Genomic DNA, 23724 nt, shown 5'->3' on the forward strand with positions numbered 1-23724 from the left:
AGAGTACACCATCAGGAAGACCACATTGAGCGATCAGGACAAAAAGCAGGCAGCAGCCCAGTTAGCAGCAGATGCGACCCGCGCAGCACACGCAGCTTTGGTCGAAGAAGGGCGCTTGCTCTTCAAGAAATCGTGGATCTTCATCCGTGGCGTGCCTTCGATGAAATTTCTGCCACTGGAAGGTCCGGTTGAAATTGCTTTTGCCGGGCGGTCAAATGTCGGCAAATCTTCGCTCATCAATGCGATTGTCGGCAAAAAAGCACTCGCCCGTACATCGAACACGCCGGGCCGTACACAGGAACTGAACTATTTCGTTCCCGATGGTTATTCGGGGGAGAATGGTGACCTCCCGCCATTGGCACTGGTTGATATGCCGGGCTACGGCTTTGCTGAAGCACCAAAAGCCCATGTCGATGCGTGGACGCGTCTCGTCTTCGATTATCTTCGCGGCCGCACGACACTAAAGCGCGTCTATCTGCTGATCGACTCCCGCCATGGCATCAAGAAGAACGATGCGGAAGTGCTTGACCTGCTCGACAAGGCCGCGGTTTCTTATCAGATCGTGCTGACCAAGATCGATAAGATCAAGGCCGCGGGCATTCCTCGTCTGTTGGAAGAAACCCATGCGCTTACCAAAAAGCGTGCGGCCTGCTTCCCCGGTATCATCACGACCTCATCGGAAAAAGGCCTCGGCCTTGATGAGTTGCGTGCTGCTATCGCGCTTGTCGCGAAGGAATAGACTAGTTCGGACAGCTTGCCGACTGATTGTTTAGTCCCTGCTTGAGCTGTTCAAATCGCGTGGTGGTTTTTGCGCCATCGCGCGTGATACGCAGAACATACATGCTGTCAAAGTCTTCGCCCGGCCACTTTGGCACGAGAGCCTTATCGGCACCGCTGTCCTTCACGATATTTTTGGCAAGCTTTACAAGCTGCTTGTGCTCCCAGCTGACCAGCACAGTGGCGTTCCGGTAGTCGGGCTGCGCGAGGGTCGCTTGCAGCTCCTCAATGTCCTTGAAGCCGAAGCGCGTATCGACGGGCATTCCAAACTTGATGGCCGTCGGCTCAACCGTGGCAAGCGGACGATTATAGGAATAGATCGCGCCCTTATCTTCCTTCAGTTGCGCCGGGTTGGGCGCAAAAATGAAATCCGGTTTGCCGAATTTTTGCTCAATCACCGCAGGCAGTTTCAGCGCACGGTTCAGGCCCTGGCAATTGAGTTGCCCCAAACCCTGCTCCGGCTTTTCGCCATGTCGTAACATGATAATGGTTTCAGTCGTCGAGGCTGCCTGCGACACACCTATGCCTGCCAGAAAAATCAAAGCCGTGAAAACTGTCCGCCGCATTGAACCACTCCATTCGAGAGCATGTGTTATGCGCAATCTTCTCGCGCACTCATAGGATTTTAATTGGGCGATCTTTGGCAACGCGTTCAAATATTCGCGAACAAACAATGGAAAACCGTTTTACAGAACAGTGCATATTGCTTAGAAAAGCCTGCCTCTCTTGCCCTGTCGCCAGCCATGGAGCCCGCGATGACGACTCTTGAAAATCCTGAAATGCAAGCGCAACTCCTGTCCGCAGCTCTGCCGTATATGCAGCGCTACGAAAACAAGAATGTCGTGGTGAAATATGGCGGTCACGCCATGGGTAACCCGGAACTGGGCAAGGCCTTTGCCCGAGATATCGCGCTTCTGAAGCAGTCAGGCATCAATCCGATTGTCGTTCATGGCGGTGGGCCACAGATTCAGGCAATGCTGACGAAGCTCGGCATCGAATCGCGCTTTGAAGGCGGTCTTCGTGTCACCGACGAGAAGACGGTTGAAGTGGTGGAAATGGTTCTCGCCGGTTCCATCAACAAGGAAATCGTCGCCCTTATCAATGCCGAAGGCGAATGGGCCATCGGTCTCTGCGGCAAAGACGGTAACATGGTTTTCGCACGCAAGGCGCACAAAACGGTTGTCGATCCGGATTCCAACATCGAAAAAGTGCTTGATCTTGGCTTCGTTGGTGAACCAGCAGAAGTTGACCGCACGCTTCTCGATCTTCTGGCGCGTTCGGAAATGATCCCGGTTATAGCACCCGTTGCACCCGGTCGCGACGGTCACACCTACAATATCAACGCCGACACCTTTGCAGGCGCTATCGCTGGCGCGCTGGCTGCAACGCGTCTTCTGTTCCTCACCGACGTCCCGGGCGTTCTCGACAAGGACAAGAAGCTCATCAAGGAGCTTTCGGTTGCGGATGCACAGGCGCTGATCAAGGACGGCACGATTTCTGGCGGCATGATCCCGAAGGTCGAAACCTGCATCGATGCGATCCGTCGCGGCGTTGAAGGCGTTGTTATTCTTAACGGCAAGACACCGCATTCCGTGCTGCTTGAGCTTTTCACCGAACACGGTGCCGGCACGCTCATTGTGCCATAATCAGTTAGCCGCCTTCGGGCGGCTTTTTCTTGGCCCGCCTTCGTGACATAAAGACTTATGACCAATCAACCTGATGCTCCGGCCTTTGCCCACGTTACCGACTGGGTATTCGACCTCGACAATACGCTCTACCCGCACGCAGCCGATCTGTTTTCCCAGATTGATGTGCGCATGACGAATTATGTCGAGAACCTTCTGAAGCTGCCGCGTGACGAAGCGCGCAGAATTCAGAAGCAGTTTTATCTGGAATATGGCACCACGCTGAAAGGCCTGATGGAATGCCATGAGATTGACCCTGATGACTTTCTCAGACAAGTCCACGATATCGACTATTCATGGCTGAAGCCCGATCCGGCCCTCGGGGCTGCCATTCGCGCCCTGCCCGGTCGCCGTTTCATCTTCACCAATGGTGATCGTGGCCATGCGGAACGTGCGGCAAAGCAGCTCGGCATTCTCGATGATTTCGACGATATATTCGACATCGTTGCAGCGGGCCTGACGCCAAAGCCGGAGCGCGTCACTTACGACCGTTTTCTTGGCGCATTCGGTGTGGACGCACAAAAAGCCGTCATGTTTGAAGATCTGGCGCGCAATCTCGTCGTGCCGAAGACATTGGGCATGAAAACCGTGCTGGTGGTTCCGAGCAATTTTGAGCCAACATTCTCGGAGATTTGGGAAAGTGACCCGGAATTCACCGATCAGGTGGATTATGTGACCGATAATCTGACCCAGTTTCTGGAAACCATAATTGCAGACCGATAGGCAGTTCACCGGCCTTGAAAAGCGCATCGATAAGGCGGCTCACCGCCTTCTCGACAGCCTGCCCCGGCATCGCATCAGCGATGCGCTAATTGAGTTTCTCGTTTTCGGATTGAAACAGGCATGGGCCTGCCTGTTCGGCGGCGCGATGCTGGCCCTTATCATCCTCACGCGCTGGTTCTGGCCAGAAGGTGGAATTGCGGGTGGTGCAGGATATATCACCCGCTACGACTTCCTGTTTCTCTCCGCTGTTGTGATCCAGCTTGGAATGCTTGTCTTCAAGCTGGAAGCCTGGGAAGAAGCCAAGGTCATCGTCATTTTCCATATTGTCGGAACGGCAATGGAAGTGTTCAAAACCCATGCCGGATCATGGATCTATCCGGAGGAAAACTTCTTCCGGATCGGTGGTGTGCCACTGTTTTCAGGCTTCATGTATGCGGCTGTCGGCTCCTATATGGCGCGTATCAACCGCATCTTCGATATCAGGCTCAACCACTATCCGCCGCTCTGGACGACGATTGTGCTGGCGGCTGCGATCTATATCAATTTCTTCGCCCATCACTTTATCTGGGATATGCGTTGGGTGCTGTTTGCCGCGACCTTCGCGCTCTACTGGCGCACGACCATGCATTATCGCGTGTTTCGCTTCAGGCATAAAATGCCGCTGCTGGTCGCGTTCCTGCTCACATCGCTGTTCATCTGGGTCGCCGAAAACATCGGAACCTGGTCGAAAGCCTGGCTCTATCCCAATCAGCGGAATGGCTGGGAGCTGGTCTCAATGAGCAAGCTCGGCTCATGGTACCTGCTGATGATTATTTCAGTCGTGCTGGTAACACTCGTTCACCGCCCGCGTGAGTATTCAGAAAGCGAAAACGCCCAGTCATGACGGACCGGGCGCTTTGTAATTCTCAATCGAGTCAAATCAAAGCTTATAGAAGTTCTTGATCTCGTCCCATGCTTCATCGGCTGTTTCCACGAAGGTCAGCAGCTCGATATCGGCAGGCGAAATCGTGCCTTGCTCTGCCAGAAACTCGATATTGATCGCCTTGCTCCAGAACTCTTTGCCAAACAGGATCAGTGGCATACGCTCCATGCGATCAGTCTGGATCAGCGTCATGGCTTCAAACAGCTCGTCCATCGTGCCAAAACCGCCGGGGAATACGCAGACAGCTTTTGCACGCATCAGAAAGTGCATCTTGCGCAGCGCAAAGTAGTGGAAGTTGAAGCAAAGTTCCGGCGTTACATAGGCGTTCGGTGCCTGCTCATGCGGCAGAACGATGTTGAGACCGATGGTCGGCGCACCAACATCCGCCGCCCCACGATTACCAGCTTCCATCACACCCGGGCCGCCACCCGTAACCACGATGAACTCGCGATAGTAGGTGGTCGCAGAATATTCAGAGCAGATACGGGCAAACTTGCGCGCTTCTTCATAATAGCGCGAATTGGCCTCCAGATTTTTCTTCTGCACATCATTCTTCGCAGCCCAGGCTTCGCCGCCCGGCTCTGGAATACGTGCACCACCGAACAGAACGACCGTAGATTTAATGCCACGATCCGCAAGGATCAGTTCGGGTTTAAGAAGCTCAAGCTGAAGCCGGATTGGACGCACATCACGTCGCGTCATGAAGTCATCATCCATGAAGGCGAGCCTATAGGCCTCAGCCTCAGTCTGAGGCGTCTTTGGCACCGTACGTGCCTGTTTAACGGCTTCCTCAGAATTGGGGAAAGGCGTCCAGCCAGTCTTCTCCATCGGGTTCATGCTTGCCTGCTCCTTCAATTTCAATGCGTATCGATATTTTAGCATCCATTCTGGCGCTAAATTCTTAATCTGGCACAATTGCGGTCAGCTATTTCGCACAATAACGCGATTGACCCATATGATACCTTCGCTTAATCACATCTGTGACAACTGCCGACCGAAAAGGCGGCAGCCGTTTATCCTGCCATTTTATGGAGACCGCCATATGACCAAGCCAGATTTCGCCTCACTTGAGAAGGTCATCGAAAAGGCTTTTGACGAACGCGATGGCATCAACACGGCAACCCGCGGCGAAATTCGCGATGCTGTTGAGCAATCGCTTCTTTTGCTTGATCGCGGTGAAGCGCGTGTCGCAGAAAAACAGGCGGACGGCAACTGGCAGGTCAATCAGTGGCTCAAGAAAGCCGTCCTGCTTTCCTTCCGCCTCAACCCGATGGAAGTCATCAAAGGCGGCCCCGGTCAGTCTTCCTGGTGGGATAAGGTTCCATCAAAGTTTGACGGCTGGACAGCCAATGAGTTTGAAAAGGCCGGTTTCCGCGCCGTTCCAAATTCGGTTGTGCGCCATTCGGCTTATATCGCACCAAACGCTATCCTGATGCCGTCTTTCGTCAATCTCGGCGCTTATGTCGATGAAGGCACGATGGTCGACACATGGGCAACTGTCGGCTCCTGCGCACAGATCGGCAAGAACGTGCATCTTTCAGGTGGCGTCGGTATTGGTGGTGTTCTGGAGCCAATGCAGGCTGGACCAACCATCATCGAAGACAACTGCTTCATCGGTGCTCGTTCTGAAGTCGTCGAAGGCTGTATCGTTCGCGAAGGTGCTGTGCTTGGCATGGGCGTATTCATCGGTAAGTCGACCAAGATTGTTGATCGTGCAACAGGCGAAATATTCTACGGCGAAGTGCCGCCTTACTCGGTTGTTGTCGCTGGCACCATGCCGGGCAAGAATGTTCCGGGCGAAAACTGGGGCCCAAGCCTCTATTGCGCCGTGATCGTCAAGCGCGTCGATGAAAAGACCCGCTCAAAGACTTCGATCAACGAATTGCTGCGCGACTGATTTGTCAGCATAATCAAACAAAAAGGCGAAGCTCGAGAGCTTCGCCTTTTTTTATTTCACTGCCAGAATGATTAGTTCTGGTAGCTCGAAGGCGATGCATCACCGAAGCGGTGTGCAGAACCGTCGCTATAGGTCTGGCTCTGGATCGATGCAGGAGCCGTGTAGTCAACACCCTGGGTTGCAACAGGCGTACGGTCGTTTGCATAAAGATCAGCTGGTTCACCAACATTTGGGTTTTCAGCGAAAGCAGCACCGGCGCTAAGGGCAACGGCTACGGCAGCAAGAGCAAACTTCTTCATTTTTATAATCCTTCTATCGCCCCATCGGATGGCAACTCGCCTTTCCCTTCGGGGACTCCGGGATGACAGGAAGCCATCCTCCGGGGAGATTCGTTAAAATCGTCGAATATTCTAGAGCGCGTTTCGATCTGATTTTATCAGATCCGCGCTCCAATCATTTTCTTCAGCGCACATCGAATTAGAAAACCGTTTCACACTTTTCGTGATGCGCTCTAAATCCGGTAGCGAGAACCTTGGGAGGCCGCACTCGCTGCCTTCATGTCTTGCTATTCCGGTCTGTGATCAGACCGGGATAGCAAAGCTTTTAATCGAACTCTTAGTTCGAGAAGCTGGAAGGCGATGCATCACCGAAACGGTTTGCCGAGCCATCCATGTAGGTCGACTGGCCGATTGCTGCAGTCGCGGTGTGATCAACGCGCTGTGCAGCAACTGGGGTACGATCATTTGCATAAAGATCAGCTGGCTCACCCACGCTTGGGTTTTCAGCAAAAGCAGCACCGGCGCTTAGAGCGAGAGCAGCAGCAGCAAGAACAAACTTATTCATTTTTTATCTCCTTAGTCTGATGGGCGACGTTCTATGCGTCGTCCTCATGCATCTCAAATGGGTGACAGTGGGAGAAAGTTCCAGTCACGAAAGTGTTTTCTTAATCACACATTTGTGCACCCAACTTTTCAACAACTGTCAAAAAAATGGAAAAATATATACTGAAAACAAATTGTTAGTTCATATATCAGCATTCACAGAACTGTTATATGGGTATTTTTGTTCATTTTTCGCGAACAGACTGTTTGCATTCACTGTATAATAATAGCGAACAATGAGGCTCATTGGCGACAATTATGCAGCTGATAGTTTCATCCTCGCTATGATCTGCAAATCAGAAAACAGGTGTTCAATGCGCACACTGCCGCTGCAAGAGGCGATCTATCAGAACGCATCTCGAAAAGTGCGGCACGGTTTTAGGACTACGGTGTGCTTAACGCAAAAAGATAGAACGCCAATCTGATCCAACCAGATCGGCGCTCTGAACATCTCCATCAGAGATAACTGACCTCAAGCCTCGCTCGAAGCCTCAGGCCAACATTAATTGTTGGCTACAGCCACGGAACGCCCGGCTATCGAAACCCACTGGCCAGAATTGCCCGGCGATTGCATCTTGATGTAACGATAGGACGTCTGCTCCACCGGCAACACTTCCCCGCGCATATTGTCGAGAATGTAATCGCCGTGGTCCGTCCGTACAGTCAGCACGATATGCGGCTCACTCCCCTGCACCATCGTAATAAGAAGCTGTGACGGGCTGATGCCACGTGACATGAGCTTGGCGCGCTTCAAAAGCACATAATCTTCGCAGTCGCCTTTACCATTCCTTGGGAGGGTCCAGTAATCGCGTTTGCCATAATTATCCTGATCGGAAACCGGCTTGACGGCAGCATTCACGGATGCATTGACTTTTTGCAGCATTTGCATGCGTTCAGGCGTCAATTTCATTGGCGAAAGCGCACGATGAGCACCACAGTCTCGTGGTGTTCGCTTACAATAATCAAGATGACCGTAGGGAATACTCGTAATCCCGCCCGCTTCACTCCATTGTGCTGCCTTGGCGGGGACCAGCGTCGCCCCAGATAAGGCCATTATACCTGCTGCCGCAGAAATCAGTGAACGCATGACGGATTCCCATTACTAAAAATCACCTAGAAAAACTTCTCTAGTGACAATTCCCCGATGACCGGCCCGTTTTCCGGGTCTCGTTATCAACCTTTTTTTAACTAACGATGACAAAGCCCCCTTGGTCAAGGAAATTTCATTCCCGAATTGCAACGAATTGAGAAAAGCCGCGATTAACGTCGGTGCGCAGTGTTTACCCCGTTATGGGATTGTTGTTTCATCTGGGCGCTTCTCGATCTAATCTCAGGCCCATACGATTCTCAGAATAAAGCTGTGTCATCATGAGCCTGCCTACCAATCCTGCCGAAAACCTTGCCGCTCTCATTCGCTGCCCGTCGGTTACGCCCGCTGAAGGCGGCGCGCTGACGGCACTTGAAGGCATGCTTGCACCGATGGGCTTTTCCATCCAGCGCCCGGTCTTCACCGATGAAGGCACGCCAGACATTGAAAACCTCTATGCGCGCAAGTCGGGCAATGGCGCTCATTTGATGTTTGCTGGCCACACTGATGTTGTGCCTCCAGGCGATGAAGCCGACTGGAAGCATCCGCCCTTCTCGGCAGCCATTGAAGACGGCATTATGTATGGTCGCGGCGCTGTCGACATGAAAGGTGGTATTGCCTGCTTTGTCGCAGCCGTTGCCCGCCACGTCGAAAAGCATGGTAGCCTTAAGGGCAGCATCTCCTTCCTCATCACCGGTGACGAGGAAGGCCCAGCGATCAATGGCACCGAGAAGCTTCTGAAATGGGCCAAAGAGCGTGGCGAAAGCTGGGATGCGTCACTCGTTGGCGAGCCAACAAATCCCAACGCACTTGGCGATATGATCAAGATCGGACGTCGTGGTTCGATTTCCGGCATCATTACCGTCCACGGTGTGCAGGGTCACGCCGCCTATCCGCACCTGGCGGAGAACCCGGTTCGTGGCATCACCACACTCGTCGACAGCTTGCTCTACCCCGCCTTTGATGAAGGCACAGCAGATTTTCAGGCGAGCAATCTGGAGGTGACAACCGTCGATGTCGGTAACAAGGCCACCAATGTTATTGCCAATAAGGCAAGCGCTTCCTTCAATATCCGCTTCAACGATACTTGGACAGCAGACAGCCTGAAGGCCGAGATCGTCTCGCGCCTCGAAAAGGCCTCACGCAATGACCGCCTACGCCCGGGCCGCGAAACCCCGATCAACTACGAACTGGTCTGGCGCGAAAATCCGAGCCATGTCTTTTTGACCCGTGACGAGAAGCTGATCGGCACACTGACTTCATCTGTTGAAGCGGTCACAGGCAAGCGCCCCAATCTCTCGACGTCGGGCGGCACATCTGATGCGCGCTTCATCAAGGACTACTGTCCAGTTGTCGAGTTTGGCCTTGTCGGACAGACCATGCACATGGTTGACGAACGTGTCGCGGTTGCTGATCTTGAAGGCCTCACACAGATTTACGAACGTTTCATCGCTGATTTCTTTGGATAAGGAACTTCATGCCCAGTCTGGATGATATTTTCAGATATTTCACGGGCGTCTGGAAGATGATGCTTGGCCGTAAAGACGGCCTTGCATACCTTGATATCTCTGCAGAAGATTTCTGGGCATCTTTCTATGCGATAGTCATCGCCCTGCCTCCGCTTTTGGCAACATGGGTCGCCTATGCGGCCGATCTGACTGCCGGTCGCGATGAAGCAGGCCTGCGCCTTGCAATCGTCATCCGCGCAGCATTCGTCGACCTTTCTGCATGGGTGATACCGCTTGTCGTTATTGGGATATTAGCCCAACGGATAGGCATTTCAAAACGTTACGCAGCCTATGTCATTGCAACCAACTGGGGGAGCGCTCTGCTGTCCTGGCTTTTCGCACCGATCACGCTGCTGCAACTGTTCTTTCCGGGCTATCTCGATGTTGCAACGCTGTTTGCGATCGTGCTGTTCGCTGTATCGGTCATATTGAGCTATCGGCTCACATTCATCGTGCTGCAACGCCCGCACGCCTATGTCGCACCGTTCTTTGCCTGCGTTTTTTTTGGTTCACTGTTCATTACAGTGTTCCTGCAACAGCTTTTTGGTATAGGGCTTAGCGCGCAGACTTTTTAAAACGGAAACGCGTAATCAACGCCAATCAGATAAAGACCATAAGGTGGGGCGACCTGACCGCAAGCTTTGCGGTCTCTGGCTTCCAAAGCAGCCTGTAAATCATCTGCCGTCCAGCGGCCAACGCCCACTTCCATCAGGCTTCCTGCAAAGGATCGCACCTGATTATGCAGGAACGAGCGGGCAGAAACGCGCATTTCGACATAGTCGTCATTGCGTGTGATATCGAGCCTGTCGAGTGTCTTGACCGGGCTTTTTGCCTGACATTGCGTTGCGCGAAATGTCGTAAAGTCATGTTCACCCAGAAGCCGCTTTGCAGCTTCATGCATCGCTTCATGATCAAGGCGCTTCTGCACCCACCACACACGCTGATAATCTATGGCCAGCGGCGCACGGCGATTGTGAATGCGATAAAGATAGTGGCGGGCACGCGCCGAGAAACGCGCATCAAAAGCATCCGTTGTCTTTTCGACATTGAGAATGCTGATGCGTTCATCGGCCATCACCAGATGCGCATTAAGCGCATCACGCACTTTCGCAGCACCCCAATCCTTTGTCAGATCGACATGAATGACCTGCGCGCTCGCATGAACGCCTGCATCGGTGCGGCCTGCCGCACTCAATGTCAGATCTTCACCGCAGAATTTCTTGAACGCCTGTTCGATGGCGTTCTGAACTGCATGACCGTTTTCCTGCCGCTGCCAGCCGACATAGGGCGTGCCGTCATATTCGACAGTGATTTTATAACGAGGCACCGCTCAGAGAACCTTCGTCACTGTCGCACCGCGCAGAAATTCCTGCGCAGGCAAAGGCTTTCCGCCTGAACGTTGTAGCGTTACGAGCCGCACAGCAGCCTCTCCGCACGCAATCGTCAGGCGATCATCAAGTATAGTTCCCGGCACAGTTCCCGGAGCGCCGCTTCCCTCGCCCAATGTGGAGCGCTGAAGTTTGACACGTTCAACGACACCGTTGATTTCCATCTCGCACCAGGCGCCTGGAAATGGCGAGATGCCGCGGATCGTATTGTGAACGTCTTTCGCAGGCTTCGACCAGTCGATACGCGCCTCGGCCTTGTCGATCTTGGCGGCATAGGTCACGCCCTCTTCGGCCTGCGGCTGAAGTGTGAGACTTTCACGCTCAAGCGCACCGAGTGCACGCACCATCAGATCGGCGCCGATCATGCTGAGACGATCATGCAGCTCGCCTGCTGTCATGTCCGGCGTAATTGCAACTTTTTCGGCCATGGCGACAGGACCCGTATCAAGCCCTGCATCCATTTTCATGATCATCATGCCGGTTTCTGTATCACCAGACATAATCGCGCGCTGAATAGGAGCCGCACCACGCCAGCGCGGAAGAAGCGACGCATGACCGTTGTAACATCCAAGGCGCGGCGCATCGAGAATGGCCTGTGGCAGCAGCAGGCCATAGGCCACCACGATTGCCACATCCGCTTCGAGGCTTGCAAAGACGTTCTGCTCTTCCGCGCTTTTCAGGCTTTTCGGTGTGAAAACAGGAATGCCGAACTCCTCAGCTTTTTCGTGCACCGGCGACTTGGTCAATTCCAGTCCGCGACGACCTGCCGGGCGCGGCGGCTGCGAATAAACCGCAACAACTTCATAGCCCTGTCCGATGATGGCTGTGAGGATTGGCACGGAGAAATCCGGCGTCCCCATAAAGACGATCCGCATCACAAAGCCCTGTTTGACGCACGCTGGCTGGCGAGCTTCTTGAACTTCTTGATGACCATATCGCGTTTCAGCTTGGAGATATGATCAATGAACAGCACGCCATTGAGATGGTCGATTTCATGCTGCAAACAGGTTGCCATCAGCCCATCGGCATCCATCGATTGCGGCTTGCCGTCCGCATCGAAATAATTGACCTTGATGGTCGCAGGCCGCTCCACTTCCGCATAATAATCCGGGATCGAAAGACAGCCTTCTTCATAGACGCTGCGCTCGTCAGACGAGGCAACAATCTCAGGATTGATGAAGACATGCGGAGCCTTCGCCTCATCTTCCTTGGCAAGGTCGATGACCAGCATGCGCAAGGGTTCGCCCACCTGAATGGCGGCAAGACCAATGCCCGGCGCATCATACATCGTGTCGAACATGTCGCCGGCAAATTTGCGCAATTGATCATCAAAGCGCTCGACGGGCTTGGACAGTTCACGAAGAACGGGATCAGGAAGAATAATAAGCGGTTTTATAGACATGAGTTTCACGTAATCGCTCGCAAAAGAATCGTCAATCGTAACTTGTAAAATGTTCCCGTTTTGATCTCATCATTGCAATACGAATCAGCTAAGCTGGATAAATGGAAAATCAGAATCTGTTGAATGAGCCGCTCCTGCAGCTTGGTGCCACCTCTCTCACGCTGGGAGATATCCTCCTTGCGGGCATTGTCGTGCTGGTCCTTTGCCTCGCCATTTTCCTCATTGCGGCAGCGCGCTCAGCCCGTCTTCGAGCGGTGGCCGAAGCGCAGGCAGAAGATCGTGCGCGGGACGCCGAATATCGCATGGCCGAGATTCTGAAAGCACAGTCCGAGATGCAGGGCCGCATGCAGACCATGGCCGAAGTGTTTGGTTCGCGGCAGGCAGAACTTAATCAGTCGATCCGTGAACGGCTCGACGGCATGACGCATCGCATCGGCCAGACGATGACCGAGCAGACCCGTTCGACCCATGAAAATCTTGCAAAGTTGCAGGAGCGCCTTGCGGTCATCGACACGGCGCAAAACAACATCCAGTCGCTTGCAGGTCAGGTCGTGCAGTTGCAGGCGATCCTTGCCAACAAGCAGACGCGCGGTGCCTTCGGCCAGTCGCGCATGGAAGCGATCATTGCCGATGGTCTGCCGCAGGGCGCTTACGAATTTCAGGCTACACTCTCCAACGGCACGCGCCCCGATTGCCTTGTTAAAATGCCAAACAACGCGCCTTCACTGGTTATCGATGCGAAATTCCCGCTTGAAGCATGGAACTCCATGCGCGAAACTGAAGCGCCGGAAGCGCGCAAAACAGCCGTTGCGCAGTTCCGCCGCGATATGGAAGTGCATATCAAGGACGTTTCCGACAAATATCTGATTACCGGCGAAACACAGGACACGGCTTTCCTGTTCGTGCCATCGGAATCCATTTTTGCCGATATTCATGAGCATTATGAAGCACTGATCCAGCGCGCGCACCGGGCGCGGATCGTCATAGTCTCGCCATCGCTCCTGATGCTGTCCATTCAGGTTATTCAGGCGATCTTGAAAGATGCCCGTATGCGCGAACAGGCACATGTCATTCAGGGTGAAGTGATCCGCCTGATGGAAGATGTGGGCCGCCTTGATGAGCGTGTGCGCAAGCTGCAAACCCATTTCGTGCAGGCCAACAAGGATATTGACGACATTCTGGTGTCTTCCAATAAGGTCACCAAGCGCGGTGCGAAGATCGAAGCGCTTGAGTTCGGCCCCGCACCTACAGAAGAGTCTCAGCGCCCAGCCCGCCAGCCAGAAGGCGCCCCCACCCAAATGCACCTGCGCGTGGTGGATGAGGATTAAAAGCTACCAAAACAAAGAAGCCCGCAAGTTGCGGGCTTTGTCTTATTCAGGTTTTGACGTCCTGTCAGAGTGACCAAGATCGCGATCAGGCCAGACCAGATCGCGCACGCGTTGCTTCAATACCTTGGCTTCCGGAAACCCACCGTCACGCTTGCGCTCCCATATGAGTTCATCCTGACCGCTCGGCATATAAAGGTGGATTTCAAACACCCCGCCTGTACCAGGCCGCAGCGCCACTTCCGCCAAATCCTGCCCAAATGTCTGCAGCAACTCTTGCGCCAGCCATGCCGCCCGCAGCATCCAGTTACATTGTGTACAGTAGGTGATGGAAATGCGTGGTAAAATATCCATCAAATTTGTCTCGGTTTCTGTCCAACAATAATATCAAAAAAAAGAGGTACCCAAAGGCACCTCTTAATATTTTTAATCATCACCCATCTTGAGTGCCTGAATGAAGGCCTCTTGCGGGATTTCCACCTTGCCGAACTGGCGCATGCGCTTCTTGCCTTCCTTCTGTTTGTCCAGAAGTTTGCGCTTACGCGAAATATCGCCGCCGTAGCACTTGGCTGTCACGTCCTTGCGCAGTGCCGAAATAGTTTCGCGCGCCACGATGCGGCCGCCAATAGCTGCCTGAATCGGGATCTTGAACATGTGCTGCGGGATCAGCTCTTTGAGCTTTTCGCAAAGCACGCGACCGCGCTTTTCTGCAGCCGAACGGTGAACCAGCATCGACAGTGCATCCACTGGCTCTTCGTTGACCAAGATCGACATCTTGACCAGATCACCTTCGCGGTAATCTGAAAGATTGTAGTCGAACGATGCGTAGCCCTTGGAAATCGACTTCAGACGATCATAGAAATCGAACACAACTTCATTGAGCGGCAGATCATAGGTGATCATGGCGCGCGGGCCGACATAGGTCAAATCGATCTGGAGACCGCGACGCTCCTGACAGAGCTTCATGATCGTGCCAAGATAATCATCTGGCGTCATGATGGTGGCGCGAATCCACGGCTCTTCAATCGCCTCGATCTTCACCACATCCGGCATATCGGCCGGGTTATGCAGCTCTTTCTGCGAGCCATCCTGCATGTTCAGGCGATAGACAACCGAAGGTGCCGTCGTGATGAGGTCGAGATCGAACTCACGCTCAAGGCGTTCCTGAATGATCTCAAGATGCAGAAGCCCAAGGAAGCCGCAGCGGAAGCCGAAACCGAGTGCCGCAGAGGTTTCCATTTCAAAGGAGAACGACGCATCGTTGAGACGCAGCTTGCCCATGGCAGATCGCAGGTCTTCAAAGTCGGCGGCATCAACCGGGAACAATCCACAGAACACGACCGGCTGCGCAGGCTTGAAGCCTGACAGAGCCTTTTCTGTCGGGCGGCGGTCTTCGGTGATGGTATCACCGACGCGGGTATCAGCGACTTCTTTAATGGAAGCCGTAATGAATCCGAGTTCGCCCGGACCAAGGTCTTCGACCTGAACCATTTTCGGCGTGAAAACGCCGGTGCGTTCAACCGGATATTTCGCACCGGTTCCCATCATGCGAATGGTCTGGCCTTTTTTGAGCACACCATCGATGACGCGCACCAAAACGATAACGCCCAAGTAACTGTCATACCAGCTATCGACCAGCATGGCCTTCAGCGGCGCATTGCGGTCGCCTTCTTTCGGCGGCGGCAGCTGCTCGACGATAGCTTCAAGCACATCAGGAATGCCAAGACCAGTTTTGGCAGAGATCATCACGGCTTTACTGGCGTCAATACCGATTACTTCTTCAATCTGGCTTTGAACCCGCTCTGGTTCGGCTGCAGGAAGATCAACCTTGTTCAGCACCACCACGATGTCGTGATTATTGTCGATGGCCTGATAGACATTGGCCAGCGTCTGCGCTTCAACGCCCTGTGAGGCATCCACCACCAGAAGAGAACCTTCGCACGCAGCCAGCGAACGCGAGACTTCATAGGCGAAGTCGACATGTCCGGGGGTGTCGATGAGGTTCAGCACGTAGTCCTCGCCGTTCTTCGCCTTATAGGTAAGACGAACGGTCTGGGCTTTGATGGTAATGCCGCGCTCGCGCTCGATATCCATCGAGTCGAGGACCTGGTCCTTCATCTCACGCGTGTCCAGCCCGCCCGTCAATTGAATGAGGCGGTCGGCCAGCGTCGATTTGCCGTGGTCGATATGGGCGACAATCGAAAAATTGCGAATATGGTCAAGTGGTGTGCTCATGCGCGCGATTTACCAGTAAGCCGCGAAATCTCAAAGCGGTATTGCGCGTTTAATGCTGGAAAAGCGATCAGTTTCGACATCGTGACAACAAGTCCCCTTTGCGTTGTTGCCAAAAGGCGATAAATCACCGCGATAAAAGCATGCCGCAATCATAACATCTGGCGGTATAATCAGGCTTTCATGCAGGAGTTTAGGATGAAGACCGAACCGAACGAAGTCCACAACAGGCCAAAACTGGTCACCGTTTTCGGCGGCTCTGGCTTTGTCGGGCGCGCGGTTGTAGCAAGCCTCACCAAGCGCGGCTATCGTGTACGTGTTGCCGTGCGCAAGCCGGAAGTTGCTTATTACATGGCACCACTTGGCAATGTTGGCCAGATCCAGATGGTTCAGGCCAATGTCCGCCATCGCTGGTCGGTCGAGCGCGCTATCATAGGCGCTGATCATGTCATCAATCTCGTCGGCATCCTTTCGGAAAGCGGCAAGCAGCGTTTCAACAGCGTTCAGGTGCTGGGTGCAAAGAACATTGCTGAGGCCGCAAAAGCTGCTGGCGTCCCGATGACGCATCTCTCCTCGCTCGCAGCCGATGTCAATTCGCCATCAGCCTATGCCCGCACAAAGGGTGAAGGCGAGAAGGCTGTTCTCTCGGTTCTGCCGGATACGGTTATTCTGCGTCCGTCGATCATTTTCGGCCATGAAGACCGCTTCTTCAACCGCTTTGCCAATCTGGCGCGCTTCTCGCCATTCCTGCCGGTCATCGGTGGTGGAGAAACCAGACTTCAGCCGGTCTATGTCGGCGACGTCGCGGAAGCCGCAGCCCGCGCAGTCGATGGCAAGCTGCAGCCAGGTGCCGTTTATGAACTGGGCGGTCCGGACGTGCAGCCATTCAAGCATTGGATGAAAGATATGCTCGGCGTCATCGCCCGCAAGCGCCTCATCGTCTCGATGCCTTGGTGGGTTGCACGTATTCAGGCCTCGGTTCTCGGCCTTTTGCCAAACCCACTGCTCACCAATGATCAGGTGACATTGCTCAAATACGACAATGTCGTCTCGGAACAGGCTGCCAAAGAAGGCCGCACACTTCAGGGCATGGGCATCACGCCTGAAGCCGTGGATGCAATAATTCCAGCCTATCTCTGGCGTTATCGCATTGCAGGTCAGTACACCAAGACCGGGCTTGCGTGAGTATAGTATGAGACCAAAGAATAAGGGGCCGTAAGGCCCCTTTTTTAATGCGCGTAACGCTCCAGCCTCCGCTATGGCTTAGAGCGCCGTGCGTCCCTATGGACGCACAAAGGACGCTCTATTTATTGAATCTACGCATCGTGCCTTCCAAAAATAACTTCTGATTTTTGAGCCGATGCTGTAGCGCGTTCGTCGCGCAAAAAGCCAAAGCGTTGGCTTTTTGTCCGCTACGCGGAACGCTTCTCACCCCCAAATCAGCAGAGCAGCCATTCCGAGCGAGCCAACGATCAGGCGCCACCAGCCGAACAACTTGAAACCATGGCGGGAAACATAGTCGAGCAGATGACGCACGACGAATACGCCTGAGATAAACGCCATCACAAAACCAACAACGATCAAAGCACCATCATTGAACGACAACATGCTGTGGCTCTTATAAAGGTCGTAGGCAAAAGCGCCTGCCATTGTTGGCATGGCAAGGAAGAACGAAAACTCTGCCGCCGAACGCTTGTCTGCGCCGAGCAAAAGTGCGCCAACAATGGTGGAGCCAGAGCGCGACACGCCAGGGATCATGGCAAGGCACTGGACAAAGCCAATGGCCAGACAGATCGGCAACGGATAATCCATCACATCACGATAACGCGGCTTCAGCTCCAGCTGATCGACCCACAGAAGAATAAAGCCGCCAATGATCAGCATGATACAGACCAACATCGGCGTTTCAAAAAGCACGCTCTTGATGAAGCCGTGTGCCATTGCGCCGATGACGGCTGCGGGCAGAAATGCAATCAGAATCCCCAGCACGAAACGACGAGTCCGAGCATCACGCGGAAAGTCAGTCAGAATTTTGATGAGCTTTGCCGAATAGACCGTCAGGATCGCAAGGATTGCGCCCAGCTGAATGAGCACTTCAAAGGTCTTGCCCGTCGATTCAAAGCCCAGAAAATGACCGACCAGCAATAAATGGCCTGTGGAGGAAACGGGGATGAATTCCGTCAAACCTTCGATGAGACCAAGAAAAGCGGCTTCCAGAAGATTATAAATTTCCATGAAGTCAGTACCTTAGGGAGGTGAGCAGGATGAAAATGGTGCGTCTTGACGAGCTGTTAAGCATGAAAGTGCTACAATAAGCGCTTCCAGCGATTGCTTGTCTCCCGCAGGCATAGCCCTTATAGACTAAATATTCCGTTGAGGTGGCTCGAATCGCCTGACAGCAGAAATAACCTGCTGCCGGTGCAAACGCTAGCCACAGTGCCTCACCGGGGATCAATTAAAGCTTGTCAGTCGAGAGTACCGCGTCGATTATGCTTACGCTTTTTCATCATCCTATGTCTTCAGGCTCGCGCTATGTGCGGCTTATTCTCGGCGAATATGATGTGGAAGCCGAACTGATCGAGGAACGTCCATGGTCGCGCCGTAAGGAATTTCTGGCGCTGAATCCTGCTGCAACACTTCCTGTATTGTTGGCTGAACGCGATCTGCCGGTTGTTGGCGCAACCGTCATTGCAGAATATCTCGATGAGACACGTGGCGCATTGAAGCGTAGTCGTCGCCTGCTACCGGAAAGCCCGATGGAGCGCGCAGAAGTGCGCCGCCTTGTCGACTGGTTCTTGCTCAAATTCGAGAACGAGGTTACGCGGCACATTGCGCGCGAGCGCGTGTTCAAGCTTCAAATGGCTGACGAAATGGGGGGCAGCGCGCCCGATTCCACAGCTATTCGCGCAGCCCGCACCAATATTCGCCAGCATATGAAATATATCGACTGGCTTGCGGCAACTCGGGACTGGCTTGCAGGTGGTCATCCAAGCTATGCTGACATGGCAGCAGCTGCATCAATCTCCGTGCTCGACTATCTCGGTGAAATCGAATGGAGCGAAACCAAGGCCGCACGCGACTGGTATGCACGTATGAAGTCGCGCCCAGCCTTCCGCCCCCTGCTCTCCGATCGTGTGCGCGGACTAGCACCAGTGGCCCATTATGGCGACCTCGACTTCTGAGACAAAGCAAGTTTCTGGACAGGTTTCGGAAAGGGATCTCAAGCTCAAGCGCTTTCTCATTGAGGAAGCGAAAGCTGTAGGTTTCGACGCGGTCGCTTTCACAACGCCCGATACGATCCCACAAGCACCGCAGCGACTTCGGCAGTATATTGCCGACGGCCATCATGCCGACATGCTCTGGATGGAGGAAACGGAAGACCGCCGCGCCAATCCAAGTGTGTTGTGGCCGGAAGTCCGCTCGATCATGATCCTTGCCATGAATTATGGTCCGGACAGCAATCCGCTCGGCATTCTTGAACACAAGGACCGGGCGGCGATTTCAGTCTATGCGCAGAACCGCGATTACCACGACATCATCAAGGGTAAGCTCAAGCATGTGGCGAGCCGCTTTGCGGCCCGCGCTGGTCAGGACGTCAAAGTCTTCGTGGACACGGCTCCTGTTATGGAAAAGCCATTGGCGCAAGCAGCCGGTCTGGGCTGGCAGGGCAAACACACCAATCTGGTCAGCCGTGAGCTTGGCTCATGGCTTTTTCTCGGCTCGATTTTCACCACGGCTGAAATTCCACCCGATAAGCCTGACCGCGATCATTGTGGTTCCTGCCGCGCATGTCTCGATGCCTGTCCGACGAAAGCATTTCCTTCGCCTTATCGGATCGATGCGCGACGTTGCATTTCCTATCTCACCATTGAGAATAAGGGCCCGATCCCGCACGAGTTCCGCAAATCGATGGGCAATCGCATCTATGGTTGTGACGACTGTCTATCGGTCTGCCCCTGGAACAAATTCGCACAAGCAACCAGCGAGATGAAGCTGAAAGCACGCGACGATCTTAAAGCACCTCGGCTTGCCGATTTTCTGGTTCTTGACGATCCCGCTTTTCGCACACTGTTTTCCGGCTCGCCCGTCAAACGGATCGGACGTGATCGTTTCTTACGAAATGTGCTGATCGCAGCGGGCAATTCGCAAGATCCGTCTTTGCTGCCTCAGATCGAAAATCTGCTTGAAGACCCTGCCCCCGTTGTGCGCGGCGCAGCGGTTTGGGCATTCAAGCAGCTCGCCACCATGGAACGTTTCAAAATTTCAAAGAAACGTCTGGCCTCAAGCGAAGAGGATGATACGGTGCGCGCAGAATGGATATTGGAGGACGTCTGACATGCGCATTTTTCTGTTTGGAGCCGGTTATTCTGCGAGAGCCTTTTCCCGCCTGATGACCGGAGAGGCAGAACGCATTGATGGCACCACCCGCAACGAGCAGAACTTCCCGACACTGGAAAAAGCGGGCATCGCACCAATCATTTTCGACGGTGAAACTGCTTCACCAGAACTTATTGACCGGCTTGCGAAATCAACACACGTTGTTATCTCGATCTCGCCTCGCGAAAACGGCGATCCTTCTTTGGCAATTGTCGAAGAAGCGCTTCGTCGTCCTGACAACACGATCCGCTGGATCGGCTATCTTTCCACCGTCGGCGTTTATGGCAATCACGATGGCAACTGGATCGATGAAACCACCCCATGCGAACCCGCCTCTCGCCGGTCGCTTGAGCGCGTTGAAGCAGAAAATGCATGGAATGCTTTAAGCGAACGGCACGGTACGCCGGTCGCACTTTTGCGCCTGTCCGGCATTTACGGTCCGGGCCGCAATGCCTTCATCAATCTGGAACGCGGTACGGCACGACGCATCATCAAGGAAGGTCAGGTCTTCAACCGCATTCATGTCGAGGATATTGCCGGAACGCTACGTTTTCTGGCAGGTACCAATACGGGTGGCGCTTTCAACATCACCGATAATGAACCTGCGCCGCCGCAGGATGTTGTGGTCTATGCCGCCGAATTGATGGGCGTTGCACCTCCGCCAGAAGTTCCGTTTGAAGATGCGGACATGACGCCGATGGCGCGCTCTTTCTATGGTGAAAACAAGCGCGTCTCCAACCAGCGCATCAAAGATCTCGGCTATGATTTCATCCATCCCGATTATAAAGCTGCTTTTTCCGCCATGTGGCGAGACGATAATTGGCGATGATTGCCGTTTAGACGAACGCAAAGCATAATCCGGCCCATCCGCTCGAATGATTCGAGCAAACGTTTTTATGGGAAATTGCCCATGGCAAAGAGATCCAGCTCAAAATTCTGGCCGCGTCTTGTTCTGGCAACCTGTCTTGCGGCAATGATCGCTCCGGACTTTGTAACACAGGCCTTAGCTCAGGATGCCCCTGCCAAGCAGGCATTTGGCAGCAAACAGCTGCCGGTTCTGGCGCAATCACCGCAATCCATCGGCTTTTATGCCAAGGGCTGTCTTTCCGGTGGTGTCGCCCTGCCTATCGATGGCCCCAACTGGCAGGTTATGCGGCTTTCTCGCAATCGCAACTGGGGACACCCGCGCACAATTGGCCTGCTGGAAAAACTATCCCGCGACGCCGCAAAAGACGGCTGGCCCGGCCTTCTGGTTGGCGACATTTCGCAGCCTCGCGGCGGCCCTATGCTCACTGGTCATGCCTCGCACCAAGTTGGGCTGGACGCGGATATTTGGCTGACGCCAATGCCAAAGAAACGCTTCACCGATGCTGAGCGTGAAAGCGTATCGGCTGTGTCCATGCTGAAAAAGGATTCGCTGTACGTCGATCCGCAGAAATGGACCCCTGCCCGCACGGCACTCATCAAACATGCTGCCAGCTATCCGGAAGTCGAGCGCATTTTCGTTCACCCCGGCATCAAGCAGCAGCTTTGCGATACGGTGACAGGCGACCGCAGCTGGCTTGGCAAAGTGCGTCCTTATTGGGGGCATTTCTATCATTTTCATGTAAGACTGCATTGTCAGCCCGGATCGCCGGACTGCAAGCCGCAGCCAAAGGTGGCGGCAGGTGACGGTTGCGACAAGTCGCTGGCATGGTGGTTTACCGACGAGCCATGGAAGCCTGCAAAGCCATCCAAGGAACCTCCGAAGAAGCCGAAACCAATTATGGTTTCAGACTTGCCAAAAGCCTGTGCCGCAGTGCTGAATGGCCCGTCACCGGATTCTATTGCAGATGTTATTTATGGTGCCAATTAAGCGTGTAATAGAAAACATGCTTTTCACTTAACCACGGCTTCGCTATAGGGTTTAAACGATTTAAACTTCAAATGACAAGGTTATCAATCTCATGACAGAACGTCTGCGCATTGCTTTGATCGCTCATGACCTGAAGAAAGACGAGATGGTCGCCTTTGCGCGTGCGCATGAGAAAGCCTTGTCGCATTACGATATCGTTGCGACCGGGACGACAGGAGGCCTCATCCAGGAGGCTTGCCCTTCGCTCAACATTCATCGTGTCAAAAGCGGACCGCTTGGCGGCGATCAGCAGATTGGCGCAATGATTGCCGAAGGAACGGTGCAGGCATTGATCTTCTTCATCGATCCGCTATCGCCGCTTCCACATGATGTCGACGTAAAAGCGCTGACACGCCTCGGCAGTGTCTATGACATCCCAATGGCGCTTAATCCGGCAACGGCTGAAAAGCTGGTAAGAGTGCTGGATTAAATCAGCCTCTATTCCTTTGCATTAGGCCGCCCTCAAACAATAAGAACAGACGAAGCAGCAAGGCAGACCATGATTGACGCTGACCAGAGTTTCAAGTTTCCCGTCCTCGTCGGCGATATCGGTGGAACCAATGCGCGCTTTGCGCTTCTTGTTGATGCCCACGCGGAACCGAAAGAGTTTCCCGTGGTGCAAACGGCTGACTATGCAACGATTGATGATGCAATCGAGCAGACCGTCCTCAATCATACCTCCATACGCCCGCGCTCAACCATTCTGGCTGTTGCAGGCCCGGTCGATGGTGATGAAATCGATCTGACCAATTGCGACTGGGCGGTTCGCCCCAAACAATTGATCGCAAATCTCGGCTTCGAGGATGTGACTGTTCTCAATGACTTTGAAGCTCAGGCGCTTGCAGTGGTTTCGATCGGCAAAGAATATCTGCATCAGATCGGCGGACACGACGAAGAACTTGTCGCTACACGCGTGGTGCTTGGTCCGGGAACGGGCCTTGGCGTTGCCGGGCTTGTGCGCACTGGCAAGGCATGGGTTCCAGTTCCCGGTGAAGGTGGACATATTGATATCGGCCCGCGCAGTGAGCGCGATTATCAGGTTTTCCCACATATTGAACCAATTGAAGGTCGCGTTGCAGCTGAGCAGATTCTTTGCGGCCGCGGTTTGCGCAATCTCTACCTTGCAATCTGTGCCGCAGATAAGGTGGCACCAGTTCTCGACACGCCACCGGATATCACGGCCGCAGGGCTTGATGGTAGCAATGCTCAGGCAGTGGAAACGCTTGATCTGTTCGTCACCTATCTCGGCAGACTGGCAGGCGACCTTGCGCTGATCTACAAAGCGCATGGCGGCGTTTATCTCTCCGGCGGCATTCCGCAGCGTATCCTGCCCGCTTTGCAAGCCGGATCGTTCAGGGCAGCTTTTGAGGACAAGGCTCCTCATACTCATTTTATGCGGGATATTCCGGTCCGCGTCGTCATTCATCCGCTGGCGGCACTCAGCGGGCTTTCCGCATTTGCTCGCATACCAATGCGGTTTGAAGTTTCAACCGATGGCCGCCGCTGGCGTGTTAGCTGATCGGGTTTGCTTTCTCAGGCATGGTCAAGCGACAAAGATAACGCTATAGAAGCGCTGCAATGAAAACACTTGAAGCATTTCCAGCAAAAGTGCGAAGCGGTTTTGCG

At 53.8% G+C, this 23724-nt stretch carries 26 protein-coding genes; 15 read left to right on the plus strand and 11 right to left on the minus strand.

What is annotated here, in order from left to right; genetic code table 11:
* Positions 1 to 25: 25 nt before the first annotated feature.
* The gene (gene yihA / locus C9380_RS09765) at positions 26 to 739 is read left to right on the plus strand and encodes a ribosome biogenesis GTP-binding protein YihA/YsxC (protein ID WP_024899261.1); all 714 of its coding nucleotides are present in this window, start codon (positions 26 to 28) and stop codon (positions 737 to 739) included.
* A gap of 1 nt (position 740) precedes the next feature.
* Here yihA and C9380_RS09770 read toward each other — a convergent pair whose 3' ends face one another.
* The gene (locus tag C9380_RS09770; RefSeq protein WP_128093456.1) at positions 741 to 1343 is read right to left on the minus strand and encodes a hypothetical protein; all 603 of its coding nucleotides are present in this window, start codon (positions 1341 to 1343) and stop codon (positions 741 to 743) included.
* A gap of 189 nt (positions 1344 to 1532) precedes the next feature.
* Between C9380_RS09770 and argB the strand changes: the two genes are divergently transcribed.
* Genes argB through C9380_RS09785 form a run of 3 tightly spaced genes read left to right on the plus strand, consistent with a single transcriptional unit; the run spans position 1533 to position 4068 of the window.
* A complete protein-coding gene (argB, locus tag C9380_RS09775) occupies positions 1533 to 2423 on the plus strand; it encodes an acetylglutamate kinase (RefSeq protein WP_024899259.1) in 891 nt (296 codons plus the stop codon).
* Positions 2424 to 2480: 57 nt separating this feature from the next.
* A complete protein-coding gene (locus tag C9380_RS09780; RefSeq protein ID WP_024899258.1) occupies positions 2481 to 3185 on the plus strand; it encodes a pyrimidine 5'-nucleotidase in 705 nt (234 codons plus the stop codon).
* Positions 3172 to 4068 carry a DUF817 domain-containing protein gene (locus C9380_RS09785; RefSeq protein WP_128093457.1) on the plus strand — a complete coding sequence of 299 codons (897 nt, stop codon included), beginning with the start codon at positions 3172 to 3174 and terminating at the stop codon, positions 4066 to 4068. Before C9380_RS09780 ends, C9380_RS09785 begins: the two co-directional genes overlap by 14 nt.
* Positions 4069 to 4104: 36 nt before the next feature.
* Here C9380_RS09785 and C9380_RS09790 read toward each other — a convergent pair whose 3' ends face one another.
* Positions 4105 to 4944, minus strand: a complete 840-nt coding sequence (locus tag C9380_RS09790) for an LOG family protein (protein WP_111786144.1) — start codon at positions 4942 to 4944, stop codon at positions 4105 to 4107.
* A gap of 205 nt (positions 4945 to 5149) precedes the next feature.
* Between C9380_RS09790 and dapD the strand changes: the two genes are divergently transcribed.
* Positions 5150 to 6004, plus strand: a complete 855-nt coding sequence (gene dapD, locus C9380_RS09795) for a 2,3,4,5-tetrahydropyridine-2,6-dicarboxylate N-succinyltransferase (protein ID WP_105707929.1) — start codon at positions 5150 to 5152, stop codon at positions 6002 to 6004.
* 71 nt (positions 6005 to 6075) lie between these two features.
* On the opposite strand, the gene C9380_RS09800 is transcribed toward dapD, so the two are convergent.
* The 3 genes from C9380_RS09800 to C9380_RS09810 all read right to left on the minus strand — a co-directional run bounded on the left by C9380_RS09800 (position 6076) and on the right by C9380_RS09810 (position 7939).
* Entirely contained in the window at positions 6076 to 6303 is a 228-nt protein-coding gene (locus C9380_RS09800; protein ID WP_024899253.1) for a hypothetical protein, read from the minus strand.
* A 316-nt stretch (positions 6304 to 6619) separates the two neighbouring features.
* Positions 6620 to 6847 (minus strand): hypothetical protein, encoded by a 228-nt coding sequence (locus tag C9380_RS09805; protein ID WP_024899252.1) that lies wholly within the window; start codon positions 6845 to 6847, stop codon positions 6620 to 6622.
* Between the two features lie 540 nt (positions 6848 to 7387).
* A complete protein-coding gene (locus C9380_RS09810) occupies positions 7388 to 7939 on the minus strand; it encodes a transglutaminase-like cysteine peptidase (RefSeq protein ID WP_084486922.1) in 552 nt (183 codons plus the stop codon).
* 314 nt (positions 7940 to 8253) lie between these two features.
* On the opposite strand from C9380_RS09810, the gene dapE reads away from it, so the two are divergent.
* The gene (gene dapE, locus C9380_RS09815) at positions 8254 to 9441 is read left to right on the plus strand and encodes a succinyl-diaminopimelate desuccinylase (RefSeq protein ID WP_128093458.1); all 1188 of its coding nucleotides are present in this window, start codon (positions 8254 to 8256) and stop codon (positions 9439 to 9441) included.
* A gap of 8 nt (positions 9442 to 9449) precedes the next feature.
* Positions 9450 to 10055 (plus strand): hypothetical protein, encoded by a 606-nt coding sequence (locus C9380_RS09820; RefSeq protein WP_024899249.1) that lies wholly within the window; start codon positions 9450 to 9452, stop codon positions 10053 to 10055.
* On the opposite strand, the gene truA is transcribed toward C9380_RS09820, so the two are convergent.
* Genes truA through def form a run of 3 tightly spaced genes read right to left on the minus strand, consistent with a single transcriptional unit; the run spans position 10052 to position 12270 of the window.
* Complete coding sequence (gene truA / locus C9380_RS09825) at positions 10052 to 10807, minus strand: tRNA pseudouridine(38-40) synthase TruA (RefSeq protein ID WP_128093459.1); 756 nt, start codon at positions 10805 to 10807, stop codon at positions 10052 to 10054. The genes C9380_RS09820 and truA overlap by 4 nt on opposite strands.
* A gap of 3 nt (positions 10808 to 10810) precedes the next feature.
* On the minus strand, positions 10811 to 11743 hold the full coding sequence (fmt, locus tag C9380_RS09830; protein ID WP_105707928.1) for a methionyl-tRNA formyltransferase: 933 nt from the start codon (positions 11741 to 11743) through the stop codon (positions 10811 to 10813).
* The gene (def, locus tag C9380_RS09835) at positions 11743 to 12270 is read right to left on the minus strand and encodes a peptide deformylase (RefSeq protein WP_024899246.1); all 528 of its coding nucleotides are present in this window, start codon (positions 12268 to 12270) and stop codon (positions 11743 to 11745) included. Before def ends, fmt begins: the two co-directional genes overlap by 1 nt.
* Before the next feature lie 101 nt (positions 12271 to 12371).
* Between def and C9380_RS09840 the strand changes: the two genes are divergently transcribed.
* Entirely contained in the window at positions 12372 to 13598 is a 1227-nt protein-coding gene (locus tag C9380_RS09840) for a DNA recombination protein RmuC (RefSeq protein ID WP_024899245.1), read from the plus strand.
* Positions 13599 to 13640: 42 nt separating this feature from the next.
* On the opposite strand, the gene C9380_RS09845 is transcribed toward C9380_RS09840, so the two are convergent.
* A complete protein-coding gene (locus C9380_RS09845; RefSeq protein WP_128093460.1) occupies positions 13641 to 13949 on the minus strand; it encodes an Rdx family protein in 309 nt (102 codons plus the stop codon).
* Positions 13950 to 14021: 72 nt separating this feature from the next.
* Positions 14022 to 15830: a translation elongation factor 4 gene (gene lepA, locus C9380_RS09850; protein ID WP_024899242.1), complete on the minus strand. Its 1809-nt coding sequence runs from the start codon at positions 15828 to 15830 to the stop codon at positions 14022 to 14024.
* 195 nt (positions 15831 to 16025) lie between these two features.
* Between lepA and C9380_RS09855 the strand changes: the two genes are divergently transcribed.
* Complete coding sequence (locus C9380_RS09855; protein ID WP_100558631.1) at positions 16026 to 17012, plus strand: complex I NDUFA9 subunit family protein; 987 nt, start codon at positions 16026 to 16028, stop codon at positions 17010 to 17012.
* Positions 17013 to 17255: 243 nt separating this feature from the next.
* Here C9380_RS09855 and C9380_RS09860 read toward each other — a convergent pair whose 3' ends face one another.
* On the minus strand, positions 17256 to 18062 hold the full coding sequence (locus C9380_RS09860; RefSeq protein ID WP_100558630.1) for an undecaprenyl-diphosphate phosphatase: 807 nt from the start codon (positions 18060 to 18062) through the stop codon (positions 17256 to 17258).
* A 254-nt stretch (positions 18063 to 18316) separates the two neighbouring features.
* On the opposite strand from C9380_RS09860, the gene C9380_RS09865 reads away from it, so the two are divergent.
* From C9380_RS09865 to C9380_RS09890, 6 genes are all read left to right on the plus strand, one after another.
* Positions 18317 to 19009: a glutathione S-transferase family protein gene (locus C9380_RS09865; protein ID WP_024899239.1), complete on the plus strand. Its 693-nt coding sequence runs from the start codon at positions 18317 to 18319 to the stop codon at positions 19007 to 19009.
* Positions 18990 to 20162, plus strand: coding sequence for a tRNA epoxyqueuosine(34) reductase QueG (queG, locus tag C9380_RS09870; protein WP_024899238.1), 1173 nt, complete (start codon positions 18990 to 18992; stop codon positions 20160 to 20162). The genes C9380_RS09865 and queG overlap by 20 nt, the downstream gene beginning before the upstream one ends.
* Before the next feature lies 1 nt (position 20163).
* Positions 20164 to 21033, plus strand: a complete 870-nt coding sequence (locus C9380_RS09875) for an SDR family oxidoreductase (RefSeq protein WP_128093461.1) — start codon at positions 20164 to 20166, stop codon at positions 21031 to 21033.
* A gap of 81 nt (positions 21034 to 21114) precedes the next feature.
* Positions 21115 to 22059, plus strand: coding sequence for a penicillin-insensitive murein endopeptidase (gene mepA, locus C9380_RS09880; protein WP_128093462.1), 945 nt, complete (start codon positions 21115 to 21117; stop codon positions 22057 to 22059).
* 91 nt (positions 22060 to 22150) lie between these two features.
* Positions 22151 to 22528 carry a methylglyoxal synthase gene (locus C9380_RS09885; RefSeq protein ID WP_024899235.1) on the plus strand — a complete coding sequence of 126 codons (378 nt, stop codon included), beginning with the start codon at positions 22151 to 22153 and terminating at the stop codon, positions 22526 to 22528.
* A gap of 69 nt (positions 22529 to 22597) precedes the next feature.
* On the plus strand, positions 22598 to 23617 hold the full coding sequence (locus C9380_RS09890) for a glucokinase (protein ID WP_128093463.1): 1020 nt from the start codon (positions 22598 to 22600) through the stop codon (positions 23615 to 23617).
* The last annotated feature ends 107 nt before the right edge of the window (positions 23618 to 23724 follow it).

Origin of the sequence: Brucella pituitosa, from assembly GCF_003049685.1 — a bacterium.
Taxonomy (GTDB): Bacteria; Pseudomonadota; Alphaproteobacteria; order Rhizobiales; family Rhizobiaceae; genus Brucella; species Brucella pituitosa.

Coding starts and splice junctions, on each gene's coding strand:
- C9380_RS09770 (WP_128093456.1), bottom strand. CDS start 1,343: ATGCGGCGGACAGTTTTCACGGCTTTGATTTTTCTGGCAGGCATAGGT.
- argB (WP_024899259.1), top strand. CDS start 1,533: ATGACGACTCTTGAAAATCCTGAAATGCAAGCGCAACTCCTGTCCGCA.
- C9380_RS09780 (WP_024899258.1), top strand. CDS start 2,481: ATGACCAATCAACCTGATGCTCCGGCCTTTGCCCACGTTACCGACTGG.
- C9380_RS09790 (WP_111786144.1), bottom strand. CDS start 4,944: ATGAACCCGATGGAGAAGACTGGCTGGACGCCTTTCCCCAATTCTGAG.
- dapD (WP_105707929.1), top strand. CDS start 5,150: ATGACCAAGCCAGATTTCGCCTCACTTGAGAAGGTCATCGAAAAGGCT.
- C9380_RS09800 (WP_024899253.1), bottom strand. CDS start 6,303: ATGAAGAAGTTTGCTCTTGCTGCCGTAGCCGTTGCCCTTAGCGCCGGT.
- C9380_RS09805 (WP_024899252.1), bottom strand. CDS start 6,847: ATGAATAAGTTTGTTCTTGCTGCTGCTGCTCTCGCTCTAAGCGCCGGT.
- C9380_RS09810 (WP_084486922.1), bottom strand. CDS start 7,939: ATGGCCTTATCTGGGGCGACGCTGGTCCCCGCCAAGGCAGCACAATGG.
- dapE (WP_128093458.1), top strand. CDS start 8,254: ATGAGCCTGCCTACCAATCCTGCCGAAAACCTTGCCGCTCTCATTCGC.
- C9380_RS09820 (WP_024899249.1), top strand. CDS start 9,450: ATGCCCAGTCTGGATGATATTTTCAGATATTTCACGGGCGTCTGGAAG.
- fmt (WP_105707928.1), bottom strand. CDS start 11,743: ATGCGGATCGTCTTTATGGGGACGCCGGATTTCTCCGTGCCAATCCTC.
- def (WP_024899246.1), bottom strand. CDS start 12,270: ATGTCTATAAAACCGCTTATTATTCTTCCTGATCCCGTTCTTCGTGAA.
- C9380_RS09840 (WP_024899245.1), top strand. CDS start 12,372: ATGGAAAATCAGAATCTGTTGAATGAGCCGCTCCTGCAGCTTGGTGCC.
- C9380_RS09845 (WP_128093460.1), bottom strand. CDS start 13,949: ATGGATATTTTACCACGCATTTCCATCACCTACTGTACACAATGTAAC.
- lepA (WP_024899242.1), bottom strand. CDS start 15,830: ATGAGCACACCACTTGACCATATTCGCAATTTTTCGATTGTCGCCCAT.
- C9380_RS09855 (WP_100558631.1), top strand. CDS start 16,026: ATGAAGACCGAACCGAACGAAGTCCACAACAGGCCAAAACTGGTCACC.
- C9380_RS09860 (WP_100558630.1), bottom strand. CDS start 18,062: ATGGAAATTTATAATCTTCTGGAAGCCGCTTTTCTTGGTCTCATCGAA.
- C9380_RS09865 (WP_024899239.1), top strand. CDS start 18,317: ATGCTTACGCTTTTTCATCATCCTATGTCTTCAGGCTCGCGCTATGTG.
- queG (WP_024899238.1), top strand. CDS start 18,990: ATGGCGACCTCGACTTCTGAGACAAAGCAAGTTTCTGGACAGGTTTCG.
- C9380_RS09875 (WP_128093461.1), top strand. CDS start 20,164: ATGCGCATTTTTCTGTTTGGAGCCGGTTATTCTGCGAGAGCCTTTTCC.
- mepA (WP_128093462.1), top strand. CDS start 21,115: ATGGCAAAGAGATCCAGCTCAAAATTCTGGCCGCGTCTTGTTCTGGCA.
- C9380_RS09885 (WP_024899235.1), top strand. CDS start 22,151: ATGACAGAACGTCTGCGCATTGCTTTGATCGCTCATGACCTGAAGAAA.
- C9380_RS09890 (WP_128093463.1), top strand. CDS start 22,598: ATGATTGACGCTGACCAGAGTTTCAAGTTTCCCGTCCTCGTCGGCGAT.